Genomic DNA, 22,754 nt, shown 5'->3' with positions numbered 1-22,754 from the left:
GACCGCCTGGGCCGGCAAAGTTGGTGAACAGGTAGTACATCTTAAGTTGCGCATTTATTGCAGGGGCCGCGTTAAGGCCCCTGAAATGGCCTGACCCCTCCGATGGGCTCGCCCGGGCATCCGGGCCTGTCTGCAAGGCATGGGGGGCCAAGCATGACCAACAGAACGATAACCGTCGGCACCGCCAAGGAACTTCAGGCGGCGCTGGCCGCCTCGACCGGGGGCGAGACCATCCTGCTCAGGGCTGGCGACTATGGAACGCTGAATATCGGCGAACGGACTCCGATCACGCGGAACTACGCATCCACGGTGACCATCAGGTCCGCCGATCCGGCCCACAAGGCCAGCTTTTCCGGCCTGGCGCTGAGCAACGTGCAGAAACTGGCCTTCGACGGCGTGGTGTTCGACTACCATTTCAAGTCCGGCGACCACGTCTTTGCGCGGCCCTTCAGCCTGTTCGGCTCAAGGGACGTGGCGATCCGGAACTCGATCTTCGACGGCGACGTCGCGACCGGCGTGTCCGCCGGAGCGGAGGGGCATGCGACCGGCATCGGCCTGAGCGTCCGTGGCAGCACCGGGATCACGATCGAGACCAGCGAATTCTCCGGATTTCACCGGGCCGTGGTGGTCAGCCGCAGCGGCGGCGTGCTCGTCCGCGGCAACGACGTCCACGACATCCGCAGCGATGGGATGGACTTCGCTGAGGTCCATGATGTCACCATCGAGGGAAACCGCCTCCACGACTTTCGCGCGGCGCCGGGGGTCGGCGATCACCGCGACATGATCCAGTTCTGGACCAGCGGCACCACGTCGGGCAGCAGGGACGTCGTGATCCGGGACAACCTGCTGGATGTCGGGGACGGCGCGCCCACGCAGTCGATCTTCATGCGCAACGAGAGGGTGGATCGTGGCCAGGCCGGGGAGGAGATGTTCTACCGGAACATCCTGATCGAGAACAACACGATCACCAACGGTCACGCGCACGGCATCCTGGTCGGGGAGGCGGCGAACCTGACGATCCGGAACAACTCGGTCCTGCACGCGGACGGGGGCGCCGCGGATGGCCCGGACCCCCTGGTCGAGATCCCGCGCATCGTCGTGGCCGAGCGGTCGACCGGCGTCCTGATCGAGGGGAATCTCACGGGCAGCCTCCCGGCCGGGACCGGCCATGCCGACTGGATCCTGCGGAACAACCTGATCGTGCAGGACCAGGACGCGAAGGGCGCAGGATACTACGGACAGCTTTTCGTGGCCTCGACCCTGGAGAATGACGCAAGCCATCACTTCGTCGCCCTGCCCGAAGGGTTGATCCCTCTGCTCCATGTGGGTTCGTCGGCGACCGCGGCGCCCGCCGGCGGCCTGAACGCCATGTTCCACATCACGGCCCCGGAGATGGCCACGAGGGTCTTTGACGCATCCTATGCCCTGGCCTCGGGCGGGGCGATGCCGGCCGGGACCCATTACGTCTGGAGCTTCGGGGATGGCACGGTCGCCGAGGGCCGGAAGGTCAGCCATTCCTTCGCCCAGAGCGGCGATCACCAGGTCACGCTGATGACCATTCTGCCGGACGGGAGCGTCGCGACTGCGGAAGCCGGCGTCACGATCCATGATCCCCAGGTGCTTCGCCTGGGTTCCTCCGGCTTTGTCGCCCTGGACGGCGGGCATGACCTGGACCTGGGTCCCCTGGCAGCGATGACGCCCGACGGACTTCAGCTTGGCGGACCCGGAGTCGCTGCGCGGGTGGGGCGTGCCCATGTGGTCGATGTGGTGGGGGCCGACGCGATGAGCGTCGGTTTTTCGCTGGATGCCGACAGGGTGGGGGCGTCAGGCGAGCTGTTCCGTCTCCATGGCAGCCTGATCGCCTCGGTGACCGGCGCGGGAGAGCTCAGCCTTCAGGTCTTCCGCGAGGGCTTGCCGTCCGTCGTTCTCGTGACGGCCGGGGCGGGGCTCAACTCGGTCGTCGATCAGGACCACGACGTCGCCATCCGTCTGGAGGCCGGTCAGCTGCGCGTCTGGGTCGATGATGCCCTTCGGGCTCAGGCCAGCCTTCCCGGCGTGCTGGGAGGGGCGTCCGGGTTCAATTCGCAGGATCTGCTGTTCGGCAACCCTTGGGGACGGGCGAACTTCCAGGGCGACCTGGATGCGTTCCTCCTTGGGGTGGATGACGGCAGCTTCCACGCGAGCCCGACGACCGAGGTGCTGGACCTCGGCTTTCCCGAAGCCGCGCGGGAGCATGGCCTGCACCAAGGAGCGCTGCAAGACCTGGGCAGTGCCTGTGCGGACCTTGTTGCGGACCTCTGGGCGCATCCGAATGGCCCGGCCGGGCTTCTGTCCGTCCCGGGGCCGGATTACGCGTTCCTTTAGGCCCGTGGCAGGAGGGGATGTTCGGACTGCTGCATCCGTTCCGTTCGGCCGCTGGGAGGGCGCTGGCCTTTCCCGGTCGCAAGGGCGAGAAGGGTCGCCTGGCCCCGTCGGGCCGTCGGCGCCCAGGGAGGGATCTGTCATGCTCGCGCAATATGCCATTCCCCTGACCCTTCTGATGGTTGCGCCGTTCCTGCTGCGGGTGGCGCTTGCGGCCCTGTTTCCGTGGCGCCGGCTCCTGCGGCTTTATCTCGCCACCGGTGGGATTGCCGCGTTCGCACATTGGATCGGGCCGTATCTGACCTGAGTTCCTCCACCGTCGGCCCGGTCGACGGCCTTGTTCTCGGAGCCGCGCAGCAAAGAGAAAACCTTTCTCTTGAAAATCACGACAAGGGCGCTCGTATTTCCTTGCGGCCGCTTGGGCTGGCAGCCTGCAGGGAAGCGCGGGCTGGGCCGGTGCGGCCGGCAGGAGGCGGACGGACAGGAAACCGGAAAGGGATATGCCGATGGTCATGATTGCCTGGGATTCCGACACGGAGTGGAGCCCCAATGCCGTCAGGGTCGCCGAGACCCGCGAAGGCCGGCGGCGCAGCGTTCTCGCCCCGGCGCTTCGCCATCTTTACCGGATACGCCGCCTCCGCCGCCTGTGCCGCCGCCTGTGCGAACGGCTCGAAGGCGGACCCATGTATTCCGCGACCTGGCGCGACATCCTGAAGGAACGTCACGGCGTCGTGGTGGGGCGCTACAGCTATGGGGCGATCCTGTCGCCGGGCGTGCTGCCGCGCGGCACGGTCGTCGGGGATTACTGCTCGGTCGGGGACCAGCTGATCGTTCGCCGGCGGGATCATCCGACCGATCGCCCGGTGCTGCATCCGTTCTTCTACAACAGCGCCCTCGGCCTGCTGGCGCGCGATACGATTCCGCAGAACGAACACAACCCGCTCCGGATCGGGCATGACGTGTGGATCGGGGATCGGGTCACGGTCCTGAGCGGATGCCGGACGATCGGGAACGGCGCCGTCATCGCCGCCGGAGCGGTCGTGACCAAGGACGTGCCGCCCTACACGATCGTGGCCGGCGTTCCGGCCCGGCCTATCCGGAAGCGGCTGGACGACGGCACGATCCGTTCGCTCGAGGCCAGCAGGTGGTGGGAGCAGGACATCGCCGCCCTGATCGAGGCTCCGCCGGTCGAGGGGCTTCTGGGCTAGGGATGCGGGTGGACCGCCCAAGCATTCGAGGCCAGGCCGACGGCCCATGTGCGGCAGGGCAGGCCTCAATTTGCGTCAGCGCAACGGTCTGTAAGGACTGTCGCTGATCTGAGAACGGTCCTGTAATGGATTCGTTAATCAACTTTCATTATGACCCGGGGGACCAACGCCCTGCGCCGTATTTGATGCGGGCGGGGCCGGTCCCTTTCCGCTGTGCAGGGTCGAAGCGTGCAATTTCTCGGCTACGCCTTGGTGGGCGTACTCAATACGGCCCTCCATTGGTCGGTCTTCCTGGCACTTGTTAGCCTGGGCGGGGCAGGGCAGGGCCTGGCGAACCTGCTCGCCTTCGTCTGCGCCGCGACCTTCAGCTTCTTCGTGAATGCGAAGTTCACCTTCCAGAGCGAACCCGACCTGATCCGGTACCTGGGCTATGTCGGCGTCTTGGGCGCATTGGCCTACCTGCTGGGCACGGCGGCGCAGAAGGTGGTCCTGCCGCCGCTCGTCACGCTCGCGGCCTTCTCGGCCATGAGCCTCGTGATCGGCTTCCTTTACTCCCGCTTCATCATCTTCCGGGAAGCTCGGCGATGACGATGATTTCCCTGGTGGTTCCGGTCTTCGACGAAGAGGACGCGATCCCGATCTTCCACAACGTGGTGCGACGCACGGAGGGCCTGCGCGCCTTCGACGTCGAGATCGTCTTCGTCAACGACGGGAGCCGTGACGGCACCGCCGAGGCGATCCGGCGCATCGGGCTGGCCGATCCGTTGGTGCGGCTGGTGGATCTCACCCGCAACTTCGGCAAGGAAGCCGCTCTCCTCGCCGGGCTCGAACGGGCGCGGGGCGAAGCCGTCATCCCGATCGACGTCGATCTGCAGGACCCCATCGATGTGATCCCCTCGATGATCGACAAATGGCGCGCGGGGGCCGACGTGGTCCTGGCCAAGCGGATCGATCGCAGTTCGGATTCCCGGCTGAAACGGGACACGGCCGCGCTCTTCTACCGCCTTCACAACCGGATCAGCACCATCCGCATCGAGGAGAACGTCGGCGACTTCCGCCTGATTGCGCGCGCGGCCCTCAACGACATCCTGCGCCTGCCCGAGCGGAACCTTTTCATGAAGGGAATGCTGGCCTGGGTCGGCGGCCGCACGGAGGTCGTGGAATATGTGCGCCCGCCCCGCGTGGCGGGACAGTCCAAGTTCAACGGCTGGAAGCTCTGGAACTTCGCCATCGAGGGGATCACGAGCTTCTCGACGGTTCCGTTGCGGATCTGGACCTATCTGGGCCTGGTCATCTCGTCCCTGGCCTTTCTGCATGGCCTGTGGATGATGGTTCAGAAGCTGGTCTTCGGCAATCCCGTGCCCGGCTATCCGTCGCTGATCATCGCGATCATGTTCCTAGGAGGCGTGCAGATCGTCGGCATCGGCGTCATCGGAGAGTATATCGGCCGCATCTACATCGAGACCAAGCAGCGCCCGCGCTATCTCGTGCGCGAGGAGTGGCCGCCCACCCCGGTGGCGCGGCTGAAGCCGGCCAGCCCCGAGAAGCGGCAGGCCTGACGTTCCCGTCCGGCCCGATCGGGCGCAGAACCCGGTGCGGCTCGTCCGAGGGGTCGTGATGGCCGTGCCAGCCCGATCGCATTGTCGGAGCATAATTCCCTGCTGCCCAGGCGCGCGCCCTTTGGCGTGAGCAGACCTTGGCCGAGGGGACGATCCCGACCGGGCGGGCAGGGCGCCCCTTGGCTGCCGTGGTCCCCAGGGTTCCCGGCCCCCCTAATCGCCCCTGACCACCTGCCATCACCCCAAGTCTGCGGGGAACGCGTCGGCGCGCCGTGCAGGAGGGCCGTTCCAAGAGCCTCGCGCAGATGGGGGCAGGCGTTCTGACCGCCGCGTCGCCGGTCATGGTTTGCCATCCCGACGAAGGAGAAAACTCTTCTCTTGAAAATCACGACAAAAGAACTCGTATTTCCAGCATGACCCTAATCAGGTGCGATGCCATGATTCCGCAGCCCTCCTTCTCCTCCGCCAGCCCCGCTCAGGCGGGCTTCGGTGCCACTGGCCGGAGGCTCCGCATGGACCGGATCGACCGGAAGATCATCGTCGAACTTCAGCGCGACGCGACCCTGTCGCTGGCGCGTCTTGCCGACCGGGTGGGGCTGTCGCAGACGCCGTGCTGGAAACGTGTCCAGAAGCTCGAGCAGACGGGCGTGATCACGCGCCGCGTCGCGCTCGTCGATCCGCAGATGGTGAGCCTGGGGCTGACGGCCTTCGTTGCCATCTCGGCCAACGACCACAGCCCGAGCTGGCGCGAGGCCTTTGCCCGGGGGATCGCCGGCATGGCCGAGATCACCGAGGTCTGGCGCATGGCGGGCGAGGCCGACTACCTGCTCAAGGTCGTGACCCGCGACATGGCCTCCTTCGATGCCTTCTATCGCCGCCTGACTGAAACGCTCGAACTGAAATCCGTGACCTCCAGCTTTGCGATGGAACGCGTGGCCTACACGACCGCCCTCCCCATCGCGATCGACGAGCCCTGAGTCCCCGAAGGGAGGATCCCTCATGTTTTCGATGCACGATCCCCACCTCGCGAGCCTGCTCGCGGGGACCGGTGCGGCCTTGCCCGCGGAGGAGGACCGCCTGATGTGGGCGGGCCTGATCGCCATGCAGGCCGGCCTGCTCGCCCTTTGGCTGCTGTTGCCATGGGCATGATGCGGACAGGGCTGCCCCGCCCGGGGTCAGGGAGCCGCCGCATCCTGGTCGTCGGCGGCGGGGCCAGCGGCGTGCTGCTGGCGGCCCAGCTCCTGCGGCGGGACGAAGATCGGGTGGCGGTGACCATCGTGGAGAAGGGGGCGATGCTGGGCTGCGGGGTGGCCTATTCCACGACCGACCCCACGCATCTCCTGAACACGCGCGTGGCCAACATGTCCGCCTACCCGAGCGAGCCGCACCATTTCCTCGACTGGCTCAAGCGGCAGGGCGATGCCGATGCCGACCCGGATGGCTTCGTTTCGCGCCCCACCTACGGGCGCTACATGGGGGCGCTTCTCGATCCATGGTCCGGGGGCGAGCGCCTGGACTGCCGTCGGGCCGAATGTGTCGGCCTGGACATCCGGTCGGACGGGGTGACCGCCCACCTGTCGGACGGCGGACGGATCGAGGCCGATCTGGCGGTTCTGGCGACCGGTCACGCCCTGCCGGACCGGCGAAAGGACCCGGAGCTGAGCCAGCCCTGGGCCGGGGCCGAGGGCCCGTGCCACGGCCCCGTCCTGATCGTGGGCTCAGGCCTGACCATGGTGGACCAGGTGCTGTCGCTGCTGGCCGCCGGGCACCGGGGTCCGATCACGGTCATGTCGCGCCATGGTCTTCTGCCGCAGGTTCACCGCCAGGTGGCACCCGGCGGCTGGACGCCGGAAGGTCCGCCGCCCGTGGGCCGGGTTTCGGATCTCATGAGGTGGCTGCGGGCCGAGGTGCGGCGCCGCGAGGATCAGGGCGGCGATTGGCGGGAGGTGGTGGACGGCCTGCGTCCTCAGATCCAGGCGATCTGGCGCGACATGCCCCTTGCGGCGCGGCGCAGCTTCCTGCGCCATGCCAGCCCGTGGTGGGAGGTGCATCGTCACAGGATGCCGCCCTCATCCCATGAAAAGCTGGACCTGGCCCGCGCGTCGGGTCAGTTGCGGCTGGTCCGGGGGCGGTTCGAACGGGCGTCGCAGGACACCGGCGGGGGGCTTGTGGCGCATGTTCGTGGCCCGGACCACCGACCCGCCGACATCCGGGTGGCCCGGATCATCGACTGTCGCGGCATCCGGCGCGACCCCGAGGCGCATGCATCGCCCCTCATCGCCAGCCTTCTGGCCTCGGGCGAGGCCTTCATCGATCCCCTGCGACTCGGCCTGGACGTAGGGCCGGACTGCGACGTGCTGCGGCCGGATGGGAGCCGCAGCGAACGACTGTTCGCGATGGGACCGGTGTCCCGTGCGGCCTTCTGGGAGATCACGGCGATCCCGGACATTCGGCTCCAGGCCGAACGGCTGGCCCGGCGGCTGCTCGATGCCGTCCTGACCTAGTCCGACCGCCCGGCCACCTCGCGTCCGGTCCCGGGAGCGAGCCGCAGGAAGCCCAGGGCCGAGGCCAGCCCGATGACGCCCATGCCGGCGAAGGCGATGCGGATCTGGGGCAGGCTGGCGTCGGAGCCGCCATGCCAGGCCTGCCCGGTCCGGATCAGCGCGACGGCCAACGCGACGCCCAGCACTTGCGCGACCTGCTGCGTCATCGCCGACAGCGTCGTGGAGGCGGCCCGCTGGTCGGGGCCGATCTCGGCGAATGCTAGGGTGTTGAGGGCGGTGAACTGGAGCGATCTGGCCGCTCCGGCCACGAAGAGCAGGGTCCAGAGCCCCAGGAGCGGAATGTCCGCCGGCACCGCGGCGAAGACTCCGACGCCCAGAGCCGCCAGGAGCCCGTTGACCACGACCACCGGGCGGAAGCCGAAGCGGCGCAGGACGGGCGTGGTGAGGCTCTTCATCAGGAGGTTTCCCAGGAAGTAGACGAGCAGCGCCTGGCCGGCCTCGAGGGCCGAAAGGCCGAAGCCGACCTGGAACAGCAAGGGCAGCAGGAACGGGGCCGAGTTGATCGCGGTGCGCCCCAGCGTGCCCGCCGTCATGGTGGCCAGGCGGAAGGACGGCACCGCCAGCACCGAAAGGTCGAGAAGCGGCGTCCGCGCGCGACGGAGATGCCGTGCGGCCAGGATCAGAAGCATGAGACCCGCCAGGAGTCCCCCCGCCGCAAGCCCGCGTCGTGACCCGTTCACGAACAGTTCGAGCCCGCCCAGAAGACCCAGGAGACCCAGCGAGCAGAAGGCGAAGCCCCGTCCATCGAACGGGGCAGGCGTCCCTGTGGGCTGGTCCGGCACCAGGCGGAGCACGAGCGCCATGGCGCCCAGGCCCAGAGGAAGGTTCACGAGGAAGTTCCACTCCCAGCCCGCGTGCTCCGTGATCACGGCCCCGACGACCGGTCCTGCGACCGGAGCCAGGAGGGCGGGCCAGGTGATCGTGGCGATGGCACCCATCAGCTCGGATCGGGGCACATGGGCCAGCACGAGCAGCCGCCCGACAGGCGCCATCAGGGCCGCCGCGGCGCCCTGGAGAACCCGCGCGGCGACGAAGGCGCCAAGGTTCGGCGCCAGGGCGCAGGCCAGGGAGGACAGGGTGAAGATCGCGATCGACCCCACCAGGATCGTCCGGGCGCCCCATCGGCCGCCCAGCCATCCCGCCGCCGGCACCACCGCCGCCAGGGCGAGCAGATAGGCGGTGACCCCCACGCCCATGCCGACCGGATCCGTCCCGAAGTCCCTCGCGATGGCCGGAAGGGAGGTCGCGATGATCGTCCCGTCCAGGAACTGCATGAACAGCACCAGCGCGACGAGCCTGGGCACGAGGTGGTGACCCCGCAGGGTCGGGGAGGGCGCGGGGCGGGCGGTCAAGGGCAGCTCCCGGAACGATCATGGGGAAGGCCGGGCGACCGGCCTTCCCCTGAGGGGCGACGGCGTTGGCTCAGTTGGTGCGGGCCTGGAGGAGCGCCAGGGCCGCCTCGTAGTAGCTCCGGTCGATCCAGCTGTCGTAGTTCACCTCCCCTTCGAGCAGGCCGTTCCCGGCCATGAAGGCCTCCTCCTCGCGCAGGGATGCGATGGCGGCCTCCGTGATCTCGGGGGACTGGTGGAACCGGTTCTCGGGGTAGGTCTCCTGCACGGCCTCGATGGGCCGCCCCGTCTCCTCGGCAAAGATGCGGATCGTTTCCTCGGGATGCGCGTCGGCCCAGGCGGCGGTCTGGATGTCCACGGCCAGGATGCGCGCCAGCACCTCGGGGTAGGTGCGGGCGAACTCGCCGTTGGCGGTGATCGGGTAGGGGCTGACCCATTCAGGATGCGCCGAGGCGTCGAAGATCACCTTGGCCAGGCCCTGGTCGATCAGGGTCTGGACGGTGGACTTGCTGTCCACCACGGCGTCCACGTCGCCGCGGGACAGCGCCGGTCCGGCGGTCTCGATGGGGAAGTTGAAGCTTTCCACGTCGTCGGTGGTCAGGCCAACCGTCTCGAGCGCCTTGGCGAAGTTGGAATGGCGGACGGTGCCCGCCAGGTAGGCCACGTTCCGCCCCTTGAGGTCGTCGATCGAGTCGATGTCCGAATCCGCCCGGGCGATCACCACCGTGTCGTTCTGCGGGTTCCAGGAGGACAGCCCCACCGCGACCACGTCGGCGCCCGAGGCGGCCAGCCGCAGCGCTGGGTTGTTGCCGGTGTACATGAGGTCGAGTTCGCCCGAGCCCAAGGCGACCGAAGCCGCCGAGCCGCCGTCGAAGGTCACCAGCTCCACCGGGATGCCGTCGGCCTCGAACTCCTTCTCGAGAAGCTGGAGGTTGCGGAACAGGATGAACTTGAGATGCCCGGGCGCGGTCGATCCGATCCGGATCGCCTCCGGGAGGCTGGCCTCCTGGGCGGTGGCGGGAAGGGCCGTCGTTCCCAGGAGGGCGGCGAGGGCAAGGCCCAGGTGGCGGCGCGTGATGGTCATGATCGTCTCCGTTGGCATGAGAGGGCCGGGCCGCGGCGGGAAGGGCCGCGGATCCTCGGCGGACTGGGGAAGGGGAAGGGTCAGTGGGGCTGGTCGCCGTCGCCCTGGCGCCAGTGGGTCGCGCGACGCTCGATCCAGACCAGGGCGTAGTTGAGCAGGAGCCCGACGACGGTCAGGACGATGATCCCGGCGTACATGTCGGCGGCCTTGAGCATGAGCTGCGAGTTCTGGATCAGGAACCCGAGCCCCGACCGCGCGGCCAGCATCTCGGCGGCGATGACGGAAAACAGGGAAGCCTTCACCCCAAGCCGCATCCCGGCCACGATGGCGGGAATGGCCGACGGGAAGATCACCTTGCGGAACAGGTCCCAGTCCGAGGTGCCCATCGACCGCGCCGCCTTGAGCAGCAGGGGATCCACCGACTTCACCCCGACGATGGTGTTCACCAGAAGGAAGAACACGGCGGCGTAGAAGGTGATGGCGATCTTCGACGCCTCGCCGATGCCCAGCAGCAGGACGAACACCGGCAGCAGCGCGAACTGCGACGTGTTCCTGAGCGTCTGCACCAGAAGGTCGGTCGCCTTCTCGAACAGGGGGTAGCGACCCATCAGGAAGCCCAGCGGTATGGCGACGACGACGGCGAGGGCAAAGCCCAAGCCCGCCCGCTGGAAGCTGATGCCGACGTGCCGGCCCATCTCGCCCGAGGCCAGCAGGTCCCCGAGCGCCGCCAGCACCGCCGACAGCGGGGGGAAGAAGATGGCGTTGATCCAGCCCAGCCGGGGCGCGATCTCCCACAGGAGGCAGAGCGCGAGGAGGAGCGGCAGGCCCGCGACCACCGAGTTGGTGGCGCGCAGCCGCGCGAGCGCGCTGAGCGCGGGCCGGTGGAAGTCGGTCTTGCCCGCGACCGGCGCGGATCGTCCCAGGACGTAGGTCATGATCGCCTCCTCAGTGGCTCGCGGTGGACAGCGCCCAGTCCTTCTGGGCGGCGCGGACCTCGTCGCGGAGGACCTCCCAGACATGGCCCTTGAGCCGCCCGAACTCGGGCGTGTTGCGGATGTCGAGGTCGCGGGGGCGCGGCAGGTCCACGTCGATGATCTTCTTCACCCGCCCCGGCCGCGCGGTGATCGCCACCACCCGGTCCGCCAGGTAGACCGCCTCGTCGATGGAGTGGGTGACGAAGACCACGGTGGTTTCCAGCCGTTCCCAGATCCGCAGGAGCTCGGACTGGAGGATGTCGCGCGTCTGCGCGTCCAGCGCGGCGAAGGGCTCGTCCATCAGCAGGACCTCGGGTTCGACCGACAGGGCCCTTGCGATGGCGACGCGCTGCTGCATCCCCCCCGAAAGCTGCGAAGGGTAGCGGTCCTCGAAGCTGCCAAGCCCGAAGAGCGACAGGAAGTGCCGGGCGCGTTGCCGCCGTTCGGCCCGGGCGACGCCGCGCACCTCGAGGGCGTATTCGACGTTCTGCAGCGCGGTGAGCCATGGGAACAGCGCGTATTGCTGGAAGACATAGGCCATGCGCGGATCAGGCCGGGTGATGAGCTCGCCGTCGATGCTGGCCCTGCCGGCGCTGGCCTCGGTCAGGCCGGCGATGATGTCGAGGAGGACGGATTTTCCCGACCCGGACGGACCGACGAGGGTGATGAACTCCCCCTTGCGGATGGTCAGGTCGAGGCCCGAGAGCACGGTGATCGCGTTCGACTCGCGGCCGTCCACGGTCACGAACTGGCCGGGCTTGAGCGTGAACGTCTTGGCGATGTCGGTGACGGTGATGCGGTCCATGGATGGATCCCCTGGTCAGACCTGCGCCACGCGCAGGTGTTGGGTCGTATCGAATTGCGAGCCGCCGGCCCGGCCCTTGGACCAGCCGAGGCCCCGGGCGTAGACGCCGAACAGGTCGCGGGCCTCGACCTCGGACTCGGTGATGCCGATGGGGCCATCGGCGGCCTCGGCGACGTAAAGGGCGTCGGTCGGGCAGTAGATCTCGCACAGGAAGCAGGTCTGGCAGTCGTCCTGATGGGCGATCACCGGCAATCCCGCCGCATCCTTGCGGAAGACGTCGGCGGGGCAGACCCGCACGCAGATGTCGCAGCGGATGCAGCGCGCGGAGGACACGACCTCGATCACGACGCGGCCTCCTGCGAGACGGCCTCGGCGCCCAGCACCTCGACCTCGATGCGGTGCACTCCCAGGAGGCTGTAGCGGCGCACCGGTCCCGGTTGCGGGTCCGGATGGTCCACCCGGCGGTGCATCCCGCGGCTTTCGGTTCGGGCCAGCGCGCCGGCCAGCATCCAGCGCGCCGCCGCAAGGCCGCCCGCCGCCTCACGCGGGCGCAGGCGGCCCCGGCCTTCGCCTCCCAGATGCTGGATCGCGCGGGCCCAGATGCCGTCGAGGCGGGAGATGCTTTCGGCGAGGCCAGCGCCAGAGCGGATGTAGTTGCGGTCCAGCGGGGCCACCTCGGCCCGCACGGCCGCCATCACGTCGCGGGGATCGAGGCTGTGGGAATCGCTGGGCCGCAGTCCGACGGCGCCCAGCGGAGCGACATGGGTGCGGAACCGCCGGGGCGCGCCGCGGCGGCGGGCGTGGCTCGCGGCGCCTTGGCCCGCCCACCAGCCCGATGCGATGGCCCAGGAGGAATTGACCGCCCCCCCGCCTGAAACGGCGCCCGCGACGTCCTCGCGGCTCGCGGCGTCGCCCGCGACATACAGGCCCGGCACGCCGGTTCCGCAGTCATGGGTGGCGATCCGCAGGCCGCCGGTGCCGCGCACGGTGCCCTCCGGTTTCAGCTCCACCCGGAACAGGTCGGCGAAGGGGTCGATGCCCCGCCGTTCGTAGGGCTGCATGACGTTCGGCTGGCCCCGGCGGAGCCAATCCTGCAGGGCCCCCAGCGCGAGGTCGAGCCGGGCATAGACCGGTCCTTCCAGCAGCGCCCGAACGATGTCCTTTTCCGAGGTTCCTCCGATGCCGTTGACCAGCGGCTCGCCCGTGCCGTCCAGGATCGGCGTGCCGTCCTGGCGGTGGAACGAGGCCCATCGGAACGGCAGCCCCTTGTTGAGCGTGGTGCCATGCGGGGCCAGCGTGTACTTGCCGGTGAACTCCATGCCGGACAGGGCGGCACCGGCCTCGGCGGCCATCAGCAGCCCGTCGCCGGTCAGGCCCGAGGCGCCCATGGTCCGCTCGAAGAAGGCGCAGCCGCCGGTGGCGAGGATCACGGCGCCAGCCTCGACGCGCCAATCCGCGCCGGAACGTCGGTCGATCCCGGCCGCGCCGGTGACCGCATCCCCATCCGACAGAAGCTCCAGCGCGGGGTGGTGGTCGAGGACCGTCACCCCGGCCTTGAGCACCCGGCCACGCATGAAGCGCATGTAGTCGGGGCCGCGAAGGTTCGCGATGTAAAGGTTGCCCTGGTCGTCGCGGGGAAAGGGGTAGCCCCATTCCGCCAGCCGCAGGAGCCCGCGATAGGACTGGTCCACCGTCCGCAGCATCCAGGTCCGGTCGGCGACGCCGCCCGTGCGCTGCCAGCGCCGCTCCACGGCGTCCCTGCGGTCCTCGCCCGGGGGCACGCACCAGGTGCCGGTGTTGGACGGGGCGGTCGCGCCCGACGTGCCGAACCAGCCCTTGTCGGCCAGGACCACGCGTGCGCCTGCCTCGGAGGCGGCGATGGCCGCCCAGGCGCCGGCGGGACCGCCGCCGATCACCAGCACGTCGGCCTTCAGGTCGAGCGGCGCCGCCGCCGGAGTCGTGGGACTCGTCGTCATGGAAACTCATCCGATCAGAAGGAGGGGAGTGGCCGGTCAGGCCGTGCTCCTGGGATGGTCCGCGCGCCTATTCCGCCGCAACGGCCTGGCCCTCGGGCCGCCACTTGATGTTGCACCCGATCGAGGGGACCTGAAGGTCGAGCGGTGGCTCGCCCGCCAGGAGCGCATCCAGCGCAGCCTGGAGGCTGTCCCCGGTGGGGCTGATGCCGTTGCCCGGGCGGAAGCCGTCGAACTGCCCATGGTACACGAGCCGCTGGTCGCCATCGAACAGGAACAGGTCCGGCGTGCAGGCGGCCCCATAGGCGCGGGCGACCTCCTGGGCCTCGTCCTTCACATAGGGGAAGCCGTAGCCGAAGGTCGCGGCCTCCTGGCCCACGCGCTCCAGCGTTTCCTCGGGATGCGCCTCGGAGTCGTTCGAATTGACCGCGATCACGCGAAGCCCATGGGCGGCGTTCCGGCGCGCGAACTCCGCAAGGCTTTCGCGGATGCCGACCACGAAGGGGCAACGGTTCGAGATGAAGGCCACGAGGAGGGCCGGAGCGCCGGAAAACTCGGATGGCCCGTGCAGCCCGCCGGCGGCGTCCGGCAGGCGGAAATCGGGGGCTCGGAAGCCAAGGGCGATGTCGTTCGATTCGGTCTTGGGCATCTGATCCTTACTCCTGACCTGGTGCCGGCCATGCGACGCCGGCGTGCGGTTCTAATCACGACCAAGTTGGTAGAGATTATGGAGAAGGAGTTCGCCCTGTAAAGGAAAGGTGTGGGTCGATTTCGACGCCGTCGGGAGAATATCCTTCTAGCTGGCCGCGCTGGTGTCGTCGGCCTGCTCCGACGTCCGGAGTTGGTCCAGCGCCTCCCGGAGGTTCGATTTGGCAACCCGCACGGCATTCTCGGCTTCGGCGCGAAGCGTCGAGTCTCCGACCGAGGCCGCACGCTCGAGCCGGTCATGCGCATGGCACAGCGCCTCGGCGGCGCTGGCCGCCACCAAGGCGGTGCGATGGCGCGCCTTGGCGTCCAGGATGACGTCGCGCGCCTCCTGCCATGCGGCCAGGGCGACGGGCGGCATGTCGGGCCCGTGCAGCTGCTGAAGCGCCACCAGGGCGCGCGTCAGGGATTCCGGCATCTCATGGCCCCCCAGCCAACCATCCGGCGCAGGCTAGCGGTTCAGCCGGTCCGGGTCATGTTCTGCATCGCAGAAAGCGGCGGACGGCGGAAGCTCGCCAATGGCAGGGCCCGGGGCGGTTCGGAGGGGATCCCGCGCGTTACGTCAGGCCAACGTCACGGCGCGCCCGGACGCCTCCAAGCGAAAGGGAACGCGCGGGGCGTGCCTTCCGAGGGGGCAGGGTCCCGGGCGGTTGCCAGCCGAACGCACGGACCAGCGAAATCCGCGCCGCCTGCCGCGCTTGGCGTCAGGCACCCGCGCCCTGGGGCGGGCGTTCCGCGCGGACCGTGCCGTCGGCATCCTCGCCATCCTTGCCGCGACCGAGCATTTCAAGGATGCGATCCGACAGGTCGGCCTCCGTGAACGGCTTGCGCAGGACGACCTCCCCCGCGAGGGCGCGGGTTCCGGCATGGGCGGTCATGAACAGGATCGGGAGATCGGGCCGCTCGGCCCGCAGCCGGACGGCCAAAGCCACTCCGTCCATTCCGGGCATCACCACATCCGTGACGACGAGGTCGGGGGCGGGGCCCCCACGGCCAAGGTCGAGGGCGGCCTGGCCGCCGGGCGCCTCGAGCACATGGTAGCCCAGGTCGCGCAGATGCGCGGCCGTGACGGCACGAAGATCCTCGTCGTCATCCACGAGCATCAGCACCGCATTCCCATGTTGCCCGCCCGAGCGCCGCGCCACGGGACGGCCGGCCGTCGCCGCATGCGCCCGGGGCAACCGGATCGTCACCGTGGTCCCCTGCCCGGGGCGGCTGTCGATCCGCAGGGTCCCGCCGGACTGCTCGGCAAAGCCATGCACCATCGCAAGGCCAAGTCCCGTGCCCTTGCCGGGCTCCTTGGTCGTGAAGAACGGATCCACCGCCCGCGCAAGGACCTCGGGTGGCATGCCGGCCCCGGTGTCCTGGACCGCGAACTCCACGTAGCTGTCGGAGGCGCCTTCCCACCCCGCGGGCCCGGGACGGTTGCGCACCATGAGGCGGAGCCGGCCACCCTCCGGCATCGCGTCGCGGGCATTGGCCGCAAGGTTGACCAGGGCGACCTCGAGCTGGTGCGGGTCCACGCGGATCGGCCCCGTCCCGTCCTCGATCTCCACCTCGACCATGATCCCGGACCCGGTGGCGTGGCCGATCAGCGACTCGATCTGCGGCAACAGGCGGGCGGGCTCCACGAGGGTCGGCGCCAACTGCTCCCGGCGGGCGAAGGCCATGAGCTGCCGCACGAGCGAGCTTCCCCGTTCGGCGGCCGCCTCGCCATGGCGGAGCAGGTCCAGGATGCCTTCGTCCCGGGTGCGCCGCGCAATGAGCCGGTAGGTCCCCAGAACGGCGGCGAGGACGTTGTTGAAGTCGTGCGCGATTCCGCCGGTCAGCTGCCCCAGCGCCTCAAGCTTCTGGGCCTGCAGGAGTTCGGTCTGGACCTTCTCCCGGCGCTTCATCTCGGCGGCGAGTTCCTCGGCCGTGGCGGACAGCGCGCGCGTCCGCTCGGCGATGCGCGCTTCCAGCATCTCGTTGGACCGCGCCAGGGCCGACTCGGCGGCCTTGCGCGCCGACAGGTCCACGATCACCGCGACATGCTCGTCGTCCTGGCCGGCCTGGGTCATGGCGACCAGCACCGGGATCCGCCGCCCATCCTCCAGCAGGTATTCCTTCTCGTAGGGCGCGGCCGAGCCGTTCCGGCGCAACTCGTGCTGCTTGGCGTCGTCGACGTCCCGGTACTCGGGCGGGGTGAGGTCGCGCCAGTTGATCCGCCCGCTCAGGAAGGCCTCGCGGTCCTGGTCCACCAGCCCCAGGAAGGCGTCGTTGACATAGGAGATGCCGCCGTCCGCCGTTCCGATCCCGAAGGGAAGGATGTTGGTGTCGATCACCCGGCGGAACCGCTCCTCGCTCAGGCGGAGCGCGGCCTCGGCCTGCTTCTGCTCGGTGATGTCCTCGACGATGGCGATCTCGAAGGACGGCGCTCCATTCGCCGCGCGGACGAGCGAGACCGCAAGGCGCGCCCAGACGAGGCGCCCGTCCTTGTGGATGTAGCGTTTCTCGACCGTGTAGCGGTCGATCTCGCCCCGGGCCATGCGCTGGAACCGCTGCAGGTCGGGCTCGACGTCGTCCGGATGGGTGATGTCGGGCCAGGGCAGCCCCATCAACTCCTCCCGCGTGTAGCCCAGCATCGTGCAGAGGGCGTCGTTGACATCTAGGCACTGCATCGTGAACAGGTCCACGCAGCCCACCCCCACGCCCGCATTCTCGAACACGGCCCGGAACCGGCTTTCGCTTTCCCGGAGGGCTGCCTCGGCCTGCTTGCGCGCGGTGATGTCGATCGTGCTCCCGATGGCGCGCACCGGGCCGTCTGGTCCGTAGACGACCAGGGTGCGGTCCGAGAGGTGGATCCAGTGCCCGTCATGGTGGCGCAGCCGGTAGTCCGCCTCGATCCGCTCCTGCCTCGCGTCGATGGCGGCGCGGGCTTCCTGCTGGAGCCGGGGCAGGTCGTCGGGATGGAGCCGGGCGTCCCACCAGGCCGGATCGGGCGGAATGTCCGCGATGTCGTAGCCGGTGATCTGCCGGACCTGCCCGCCGCGGGAAACCTGCCCGGTCCTGAGGTCCCAGTCGTAGATGATGCCGTTCACCGCCTCGAGGGCGAGCCGCACCCGCTCCTCGTTCTCGCGCAGGCGCTCCTCGGCCAGCTTGCGTTCGGTGATGTCCGTGTGGGTCCCGAAGAGCCGCAGGGGCCGGCCCTCGGCATCGCGCTCGATCTCGGCCAGCACCGAGATCCACCGAAGCGCGCCGTCGCTGGGGCGGATGATGCGGTAATCGATGGCGTATTCCGTCTGGGCCGTGGCGATGGCCTGGAGGAACGCCTTCTCCGTACGCTCGCGGTCCTCCGGGTGGATGCGGCGCACCCAATCGTCATGCGTTTCGCCGGCGGCCTCGGGCGGAAGGCCGTGGATGGCCAGATATTCCGGCGATCGGCGGTTGGTGAACTCGCCGTCGCGAAGATGCACCACATGGCCCCCCGATCGTCCGAGCCGGTGCGCCCGGGCCAGTTCCGCCTCGCGGCGGCGCAGCCGGTCCTCGCTCTCGCGCAGCGCCGCCAGGGCCTCCTGGCGCGACCGCAGCAGGGCGAAACGGTCCGTGGCCACCCGGATGGAGCGGACCAGCGCCTCCCGGTCGGTGCGGTTCCGGTCGATGTAGTCCTGCGCGCCTTCCTTCATCGCGGCGACGGCCCGAGCCTCGCCGCCGGCCTCGGTCAGCAGGACCACGGGCACCTGCGGATCGCCCGAGGCGTCGTGCAAGGCCCGCAGCACCTCGAGCCCGTCCATATCCGGGAGCGTTTCACCCAGGAGAACGCAGTCCGGGCGCAGCCGCCGCGCCGCAGCGATGCCCTCGGCCCCGGTCGCCGCCTCGTGGACCACAGGGGCGGGGTCGCCGCCGGTTCCGGACAGGCGGATGGCCAGCGCCCGGCGGGTCTCCGGGCTGCCATCGACGATCAGCACCGATAGCGGAGTCATGGCCGTCGGGCGTCCCGCATCCCAAGGCGGCCCCTGGGCGGATCCCTGCGGGCGGCATCCCCGTCCCGCCCGAGAGGGCCAGACCCGGCCATCATCTTGCGCGTCCCCTCGCGTGGTTGGCTTTCGTCAACGATAGGGTAGAGCCGATCCGCGTCGAGAAGTCGACGGCCGGGATGACGCGGGCCAACCCCGGCAGGGGAGCCCGGCCAATCGCCTGGTCCGTAAAGTTCAAGATATCTGCCCGTCCGACGGAAAGATTCCATTCACCTCGATCCCCGAGATTGCCTCCGTAGCCTGTTGCAGCCGGTGGGGACCAGACCGATGGACCTTTGCGTGATCGACGACCACCGCGTGAACCTGGGTGTCCTGAAGGGGGTCATCGGTTCCGTTCCCGGCTGGGAGGCGGAGGCTTTCCAGGACCCCGCCGAAGCCCTGGGCCGCTGCGCGCGCAAGGTGTTCGACCTCGTCATCGTCGATTACCAGATGCCCGGGATGAACGGCATCGACGTGATCCGGCACCTGCGGGCGGACCCCCGCTTCGAGCATGTGCCCATCGTCATGATCACCGCCGACGCCGACCGTGGCCTGCGGATCGAGGCCATTCGCGCGGGCGCCACCGACTTCCTGAACAAGCCCGTCGACCCCGAGGAACTGCGCGTGCGCGCGGCCAACCTCCTGGCGCTCCGCCGCGCGCAGACGGCCCTGGCCGACCGTGCGGTCCATCTCGCCGACGAGGTGGCCGCCGCCACCCGGCGCATCGCCCAGCGCGAGGAGGAGGTGATCCAGCGGCTCGCCCGGGCCATCGAATACCGGGACGACCAGACGGGGGAGCATATCCTCCGCGTGGCCCGGATCTCCGGCATGGTGGCCGGGGAGCTCGGCCTGCCGCAGCAGTTCTGCGCCAACATCTTTTTGGCCGCGCAACTGCATGACACCGGCAAGATCGGTCTGCCCGACTCCATCCTGCTCAAGCCCGGCCGGCTGACCGACGACGAGATCCAGGTCATGCGCCTGCATACGGTCATGGGCGGGGAGGTGCTGCGCGACGGCACGAGCGATCTCATCCGCATGGCGCATGACATCGCGCTCTGCCACCACGAGCGGTGGGACGGGCGCGGTTATCCGCACGGCCGCATGCAGGAGGACATTCCCCTGTCGGCCCGCATCGTCTCGGTGGCCGACGTGCTGGACGCGCTTCGCACGGCGCGACCTTACAAGCCGGCCTGGGATGCCGAGGCCGCCCGTTCCGAGATCGAGAAACTCTCGGGCGCGGCCTTCGACCCGGCCTGCGTGGCGGCCCTGATGCGCATCTGGCCCGCCGTGACGGCCCTCTACCCCGACACTTCGCTTCCCAAACAGGAGAATGCTGCATGACCCTGCCCGTTCAACTTGGCCTCTCGCGACGCCACGTGCTGAGAGGAGCCCTCGCGGCCATGGTGGCCGCCGGCCTCGACGCGCCGCGGAAGGCCATGGCCGCTCTGGCGGCTCCTGCGGGACAGGTCGTCCTGACGCTTTCGGGCCAGGTTGCCGACACGAACTCGGACGGCGTCGCGGAGTTCGACCTCGCGATGCTCGACGCCCTTCCCCAGCGGGAGACGGTGACCGCCACGCCCTGGCACGAGGGGCGGCCCACCTTTAGCGGCCCGACGATCGCCTCGGTCCTGCGGGCCGTCGGCGCCCAGGGCTCCAAGCTGCGGATCGTCGCGCTCAACGACTATTCCGCCGAGATGCCGGTCGAGGATGCCCAGACCATTCCGGTGATCCTGGCCACCCGCATCGACGGAAAGACGATCTCGATCCGCGACAAGGGTCCGCTGTTCGTGATCTATCCCTTCGACGAACAGCCCGAGCTGTTCAACGAGGTCTATTTCGGCCGTTCGGTCTGGCAGGTCGCCAGGATCGAGGTCATCGCGTGAAGCGCTGGCGCCGCCGGTCCGACTGGACGGGGTCCCGCCGCCTGCGGTGGGGCCTCGCGGTGCTGAGCGGCATCAGCCTCGTCCTGCTCCTCAGCGTCGTCTACCTTTTCAGCCTCCTGAGGGAGAGCCGCCAGGCCATGGAGGACAGCGTCCGCGAGGACGCGATGTGGGCGGTCTACCAGACGGACCGCCAGACCAACTCGATGATCGCCGCCATCGACACCACGCTGTTCGACGAGCTGTCCGGAGGACCGGCCCCGGTCTCGGAGGCCTATGACATCCTCTACAGCCGCGCCCAACTGCTCGAGGATGGCTCCTTCGGCGTGAAGTTCGAGGACACGCCCGAACTCTTTGCGCAGGCCAACCGCGTCCGGGACAGGATCCTCGCGCTCGCGCAGTCGATCGATGCCTTGGCCGCCGAACCTTCCATGGCCGCCCTCAGAAGCGTGCGGGACAAGGTCGCGGCCATCCATGACGACACCGCCGAACTGGTCATGCAGACCAACAGCGTCCTCAACGCCACGCGCGTCGCGCAGCGGGCCGAGGTGTGGCGCCTCCAGACCGCGCTGGGCATCAACGTGGCGCTCCTGGTGGTGGGCTTCGTGGGCATCGCCACGCTCATGGCGGCCCAGATGCAGCAGATCGCGACCGCCGGTCGCAAGCTGGCGCTGCTGGGCGAACGGAACCGTGCCATCGCCCAACGGGCGCGAGCCGCGAGCCGCGCAAAATCCACGTTCCTCGCCACCATGAGCCACGAGATCCGGACCCCCCTCAACGGCATCATCGGCACCGCCGAGCTTCTGGCGCATTCGACGCTGTCGCCCGACCAGATGCGCCAGCTGTCGATGATCCGGGAATCCGGCTACCACCTCCTCGAGGTGATCAGCGACGTCCTCGACTTCTCCAAGCTCGAGTCCGGCAAGGTGGAGTTCGAGCATCAGCGCGTTCGCCTGCCCGACGTGGCCGAAACCCTGCTCACGATGCTGGTGCCCCGGGCGGATCTCAAGGGCCTGCGGCTGAACGTGGACCTTCCCAGGATCGAGTTGGGCACCGACCCGGCGCGGCTGAGGCAGGTCATGGTCAACCTGATCGGCAACGCCATCAAGTTCACCGCAGCGGGCTCGATCACGGCGCATGGCCGACTGATCGCGCCCGATCGCCTGCGGGTCGAGATCCTCGACACCGGGATCGGCATTCCCGCCGAGGCGATGCCCCTGCTGTTCCGGGACTTCAGCCAGGTGGACGGTTCGGCCTCCCGCAGCTTTGGGGGCACCGGACTGGGCCTCGCCATCTGCAAGCGGATCGTGGAAGGGCTGGGGGGGCGGATCGGCGTGTCCAGCGCCCCCCGCGCGGGCAGCACCTTCTGGTTCGAGATCCCCGTCCTTGATCCGGCGGTCTGCGACGACGTCCCGGCGCCCGTCGCGGCGCCTGACACCTGCGGCCAGGGGACCTTCCGCGGCCGCGTCCTCGTGGTCGAGGACAATCCGGTGAACCGGGCGGTGGCCAAGGGCCTGCTGGAGTGGCTCGGCCTGACGGTCGAAATGGCCCATGATGGCGCCGAAGCTGTGGAGCGGCTGTCCTCCGAATGCTTCGACCTGGTGCTGATGGACGTCCAGATGCCGGTGATGAGCGGCCTGGAGGCCACTCAGGAACTGCGGCGCAGGGGCAATCGCGTCCGCATCGTCGGCCTGACGGGCAATGCCTTCGTCAGCGACCGGGCCGATTGCCTTCGTGTCGGGATGGACGACTTCGTGCCCAAGCCGGTGACCCAGCAGAAGCTGGTTCAGGCCCTGACGGAGTCCGGCCTGCGACGGCCTGACTGCGACGAAGCGGCCCCCGCCGGGCCGGAGCCCACGTCCCAAGGTGGCCAGGCGGTCGAAACGCCTGCGACCGCCAGTGTCGCCGAAACCGCCAGCCCGGAGGTGGCCCATCTTGATGCCGGACTCGTCGAGGCGTTGACCGCGGCGCTGGGGGCGGACACGGTCGACGTGCTTCTCGGGGACATCCTCGTGGAGGCCGAGGCGCTTCCCGCCGTGTTGGGGGACCCGGGCCTGACGCCCCAGCGCATGGACACGGTGCTTCACAGCTTCAAAGGGGCCGCCGCGACGCTGGGGCTGGTCGATGCCGCGACCCGGGCGCAGGCGCTCCGACAGGCAGCCGACTGGACCGAGGCGGATGTCGAGGCGATCCTGGCCAGCACCCGGATCGGCGTTCGGATGGCCAAGGATCTGGTCGGCGCGTCACCGGGCGCACAGGCCGCCGCCTGACGGCGCCCCTCCCGATCGATCGGGAGC

At 69.3% G+C, this 22,754-nt stretch carries 20 protein-coding genes; 11 read left to right on the top strand and 9 right to left on the bottom strand.

Features of this window, described 5'->3' with window-relative positions; all coding sequences use genetic code 11:
* Positions 1-153 precede the first annotated feature (153 nt).
* The 8 genes from J3P31_RS08180 to J3P31_RS08145 all read left to right on the top strand — a co-directional run bounded on the left by J3P31_RS08180 (position 154) and on the right by J3P31_RS08145 (position 7,632).
* Positions 154-2,364 carry a right-handed parallel beta-helix repeat-containing protein gene (locus J3P31_RS08180; protein ID WP_210527929.1) on the top strand — a complete coding sequence of 737 codons (2,211 nt, stop codon included), beginning with the start codon at positions 154-156 and terminating at the stop codon, positions 2,362-2,364.
* A gap of 139 nt (positions 2,365-2,503) precedes the next feature.
* On the top strand, positions 2,504-2,668 hold the full coding sequence (locus J3P31_RS08175) for a hypothetical protein (RefSeq protein WP_210527928.1): 165 nt from the start codon (positions 2,504-2,506) through the stop codon (positions 2,666-2,668).
* A 199-nt stretch (positions 2,669-2,867) separates the two neighbouring features.
* Positions 2,868-3,569 (top strand): CatB-related O-acetyltransferase, encoded by a 702-nt coding sequence (locus tag J3P31_RS08170; RefSeq protein ID WP_246849358.1) that lies wholly within the window; start codon positions 2,868-2,870, stop codon positions 3,567-3,569.
* A 228-nt stretch (positions 3,570-3,797) separates the two neighbouring features.
* Positions 3,798-4,157: a GtrA family protein gene (locus J3P31_RS08165; RefSeq protein ID WP_210527927.1), complete on the top strand. Its 360-nt coding sequence runs from the start codon at positions 3,798-3,800 to the stop codon at positions 4,155-4,157.
* The gene (locus J3P31_RS08160) at positions 4,154-5,128 is read left to right on the top strand and encodes a glycosyltransferase family 2 protein (protein ID WP_210527926.1); all 975 of its coding nucleotides are present in this window, start codon (positions 4,154-4,156) and stop codon (positions 5,126-5,128) included. Before J3P31_RS08165 ends, J3P31_RS08160 begins: the two co-directional genes overlap by 4 nt.
* A gap of 512 nt (positions 5,129-5,640) precedes the next feature.
* On the top strand, positions 5,641-6,105 hold the full coding sequence (locus tag J3P31_RS08155; RefSeq protein WP_210527925.1) for an Lrp/AsnC family transcriptional regulator: 465 nt from the start codon (positions 5,641-5,643) through the stop codon (positions 6,103-6,105).
* Between the two features lie 22 nt (positions 6,106-6,127).
* On the top strand, positions 6,128-6,277 hold the full coding sequence (locus J3P31_RS08150; RefSeq protein WP_210527924.1) for a hypothetical protein: 150 nt from the start codon (positions 6,128-6,130) through the stop codon (positions 6,275-6,277).
* The gene (locus J3P31_RS08145) at positions 6,274-7,632 is read left to right on the top strand and encodes an FAD/NAD(P)-binding protein (RefSeq protein WP_246849359.1); all 1,359 of its coding nucleotides are present in this window, start codon (positions 6,274-6,276) and stop codon (positions 7,630-7,632) included. Before J3P31_RS08150 ends, J3P31_RS08145 begins: the two co-directional genes overlap by 4 nt.
* On the opposite strand, the gene J3P31_RS08140 is transcribed toward J3P31_RS08145, so the two are convergent.
* The 9 genes from J3P31_RS08140 to J3P31_RS08100 form a co-directional block, all read right to left on the bottom strand.
* On the bottom strand, positions 7,629-9,044 hold the full coding sequence (locus J3P31_RS08140; RefSeq protein ID WP_210527923.1) for an MFS transporter: 1,416 nt from the start codon (positions 9,042-9,044) through the stop codon (positions 7,629-7,631). The two genes, J3P31_RS08145 and J3P31_RS08140, sit on opposite strands and share 4 nt — an antisense overlap.
* A 70-nt stretch (positions 9,045-9,114) precedes the next feature.
* Positions 9,115-10,125 carry an aliphatic sulfonate ABC transporter substrate-binding protein gene (locus J3P31_RS08135; protein ID WP_210527922.1) on the bottom strand — a complete coding sequence of 337 codons (1,011 nt, stop codon included), beginning with the start codon at positions 10,123-10,125 and terminating at the stop codon, positions 9,115-9,117.
* A gap of 80 nt (positions 10,126-10,205) precedes the next feature.
* A complete protein-coding gene (locus tag J3P31_RS08130) occupies positions 10,206-11,060 on the bottom strand; it encodes an ABC transporter permease (protein ID WP_210527921.1) in 855 nt (284 codons plus the stop codon).
* A gap of 10 nt (positions 11,061-11,070) precedes the next feature.
* On the bottom strand, positions 11,071-11,904 hold the full coding sequence (locus tag J3P31_RS08125; protein WP_210527920.1) for an ABC transporter ATP-binding protein: 834 nt from the start codon (positions 11,902-11,904) through the stop codon (positions 11,071-11,073).
* A 15-nt stretch (positions 11,905-11,919) separates the two neighbouring features.
* Positions 11,920-12,249 carry a 4Fe-4S binding protein gene (locus J3P31_RS08120; protein WP_210527919.1) on the bottom strand — a complete coding sequence of 110 codons (330 nt, stop codon included), beginning with the start codon at positions 12,247-12,249 and terminating at the stop codon, positions 11,920-11,922.
* The gene (locus J3P31_RS08115) at positions 12,246-13,880 is read right to left on the bottom strand and encodes an FAD-dependent oxidoreductase (RefSeq protein WP_210527918.1); all 1,635 of its coding nucleotides are present in this window, start codon (positions 13,878-13,880) and stop codon (positions 12,246-12,248) included. Before J3P31_RS08115 ends, J3P31_RS08120 begins: the two co-directional genes overlap by 4 nt.
* A gap of 67 nt (positions 13,881-13,947) precedes the next feature.
* The gene (locus tag J3P31_RS08110; RefSeq protein WP_210527917.1) at positions 13,948-14,526 is read right to left on the bottom strand and encodes a thioredoxin family protein; all 579 of its coding nucleotides are present in this window, start codon (positions 14,524-14,526) and stop codon (positions 13,948-13,950) included.
* Positions 14,527-14,673: 147 nt separating this feature from the next.
* Positions 14,674-15,000 (bottom strand): hypothetical protein, encoded by a 327-nt coding sequence (locus J3P31_RS08105; protein ID WP_210527916.1) that lies wholly within the window; start codon positions 14,998-15,000, stop codon positions 14,674-14,676.
* A 286-nt stretch (positions 15,001-15,286) separates the two neighbouring features.
* The gene (locus J3P31_RS08100) at positions 15,287-18,544 is read right to left on the bottom strand and encodes a PAS domain S-box protein (RefSeq protein WP_210527915.1); all 3,258 of its coding nucleotides are present in this window, start codon (positions 18,542-18,544) and stop codon (positions 15,287-15,289) included.
* A 321-nt stretch (positions 18,545-18,865) separates the two neighbouring features.
* On the opposite strand from J3P31_RS08100, the gene J3P31_RS08095 reads away from it, so the two are divergent.
* The 3 genes from J3P31_RS08095 to J3P31_RS08085 are packed head-to-tail and all read left to right on the top strand — an operon-like array spanning position 18,866 to position 22,727.
* A complete protein-coding gene (locus J3P31_RS08095; protein ID WP_210527914.1) occupies positions 18,866-19,918 on the top strand; it encodes an HD-GYP domain-containing protein in 1,053 nt (350 codons plus the stop codon).
* A complete protein-coding gene (locus J3P31_RS08090; RefSeq protein ID WP_210527913.1) occupies positions 19,915-20,460 on the top strand; it encodes a putative pterin-binding protein in 546 nt (181 codons plus the stop codon). Before J3P31_RS08095 ends, J3P31_RS08090 begins: the two co-directional genes overlap by 4 nt.
* Positions 20,457-22,727 carry a hybrid sensor histidine kinase/response regulator gene (locus tag J3P31_RS08085; protein WP_210527912.1) on the top strand — a complete coding sequence of 757 codons (2,271 nt, stop codon included), beginning with the start codon at positions 20,457-20,459 and terminating at the stop codon, positions 22,725-22,727. Before J3P31_RS08090 ends, J3P31_RS08085 begins: the two co-directional genes overlap by 4 nt.
* Positions 22,728-22,754 lie beyond the last annotated feature (27 nt).

Source organism: Rubellimicrobium arenae, from assembly GCF_017916275.1.
Classification (GTDB): domain Bacteria; phylum Pseudomonadota; class Alphaproteobacteria; order Rhodobacterales; family Rhodobacteraceae; genus Rubellimicrobium; species Rubellimicrobium arenae.
Note: the sequence above shows the minus strand (reverse complement) of the source record. Positions and strands in the feature narration are given on the sequence as shown.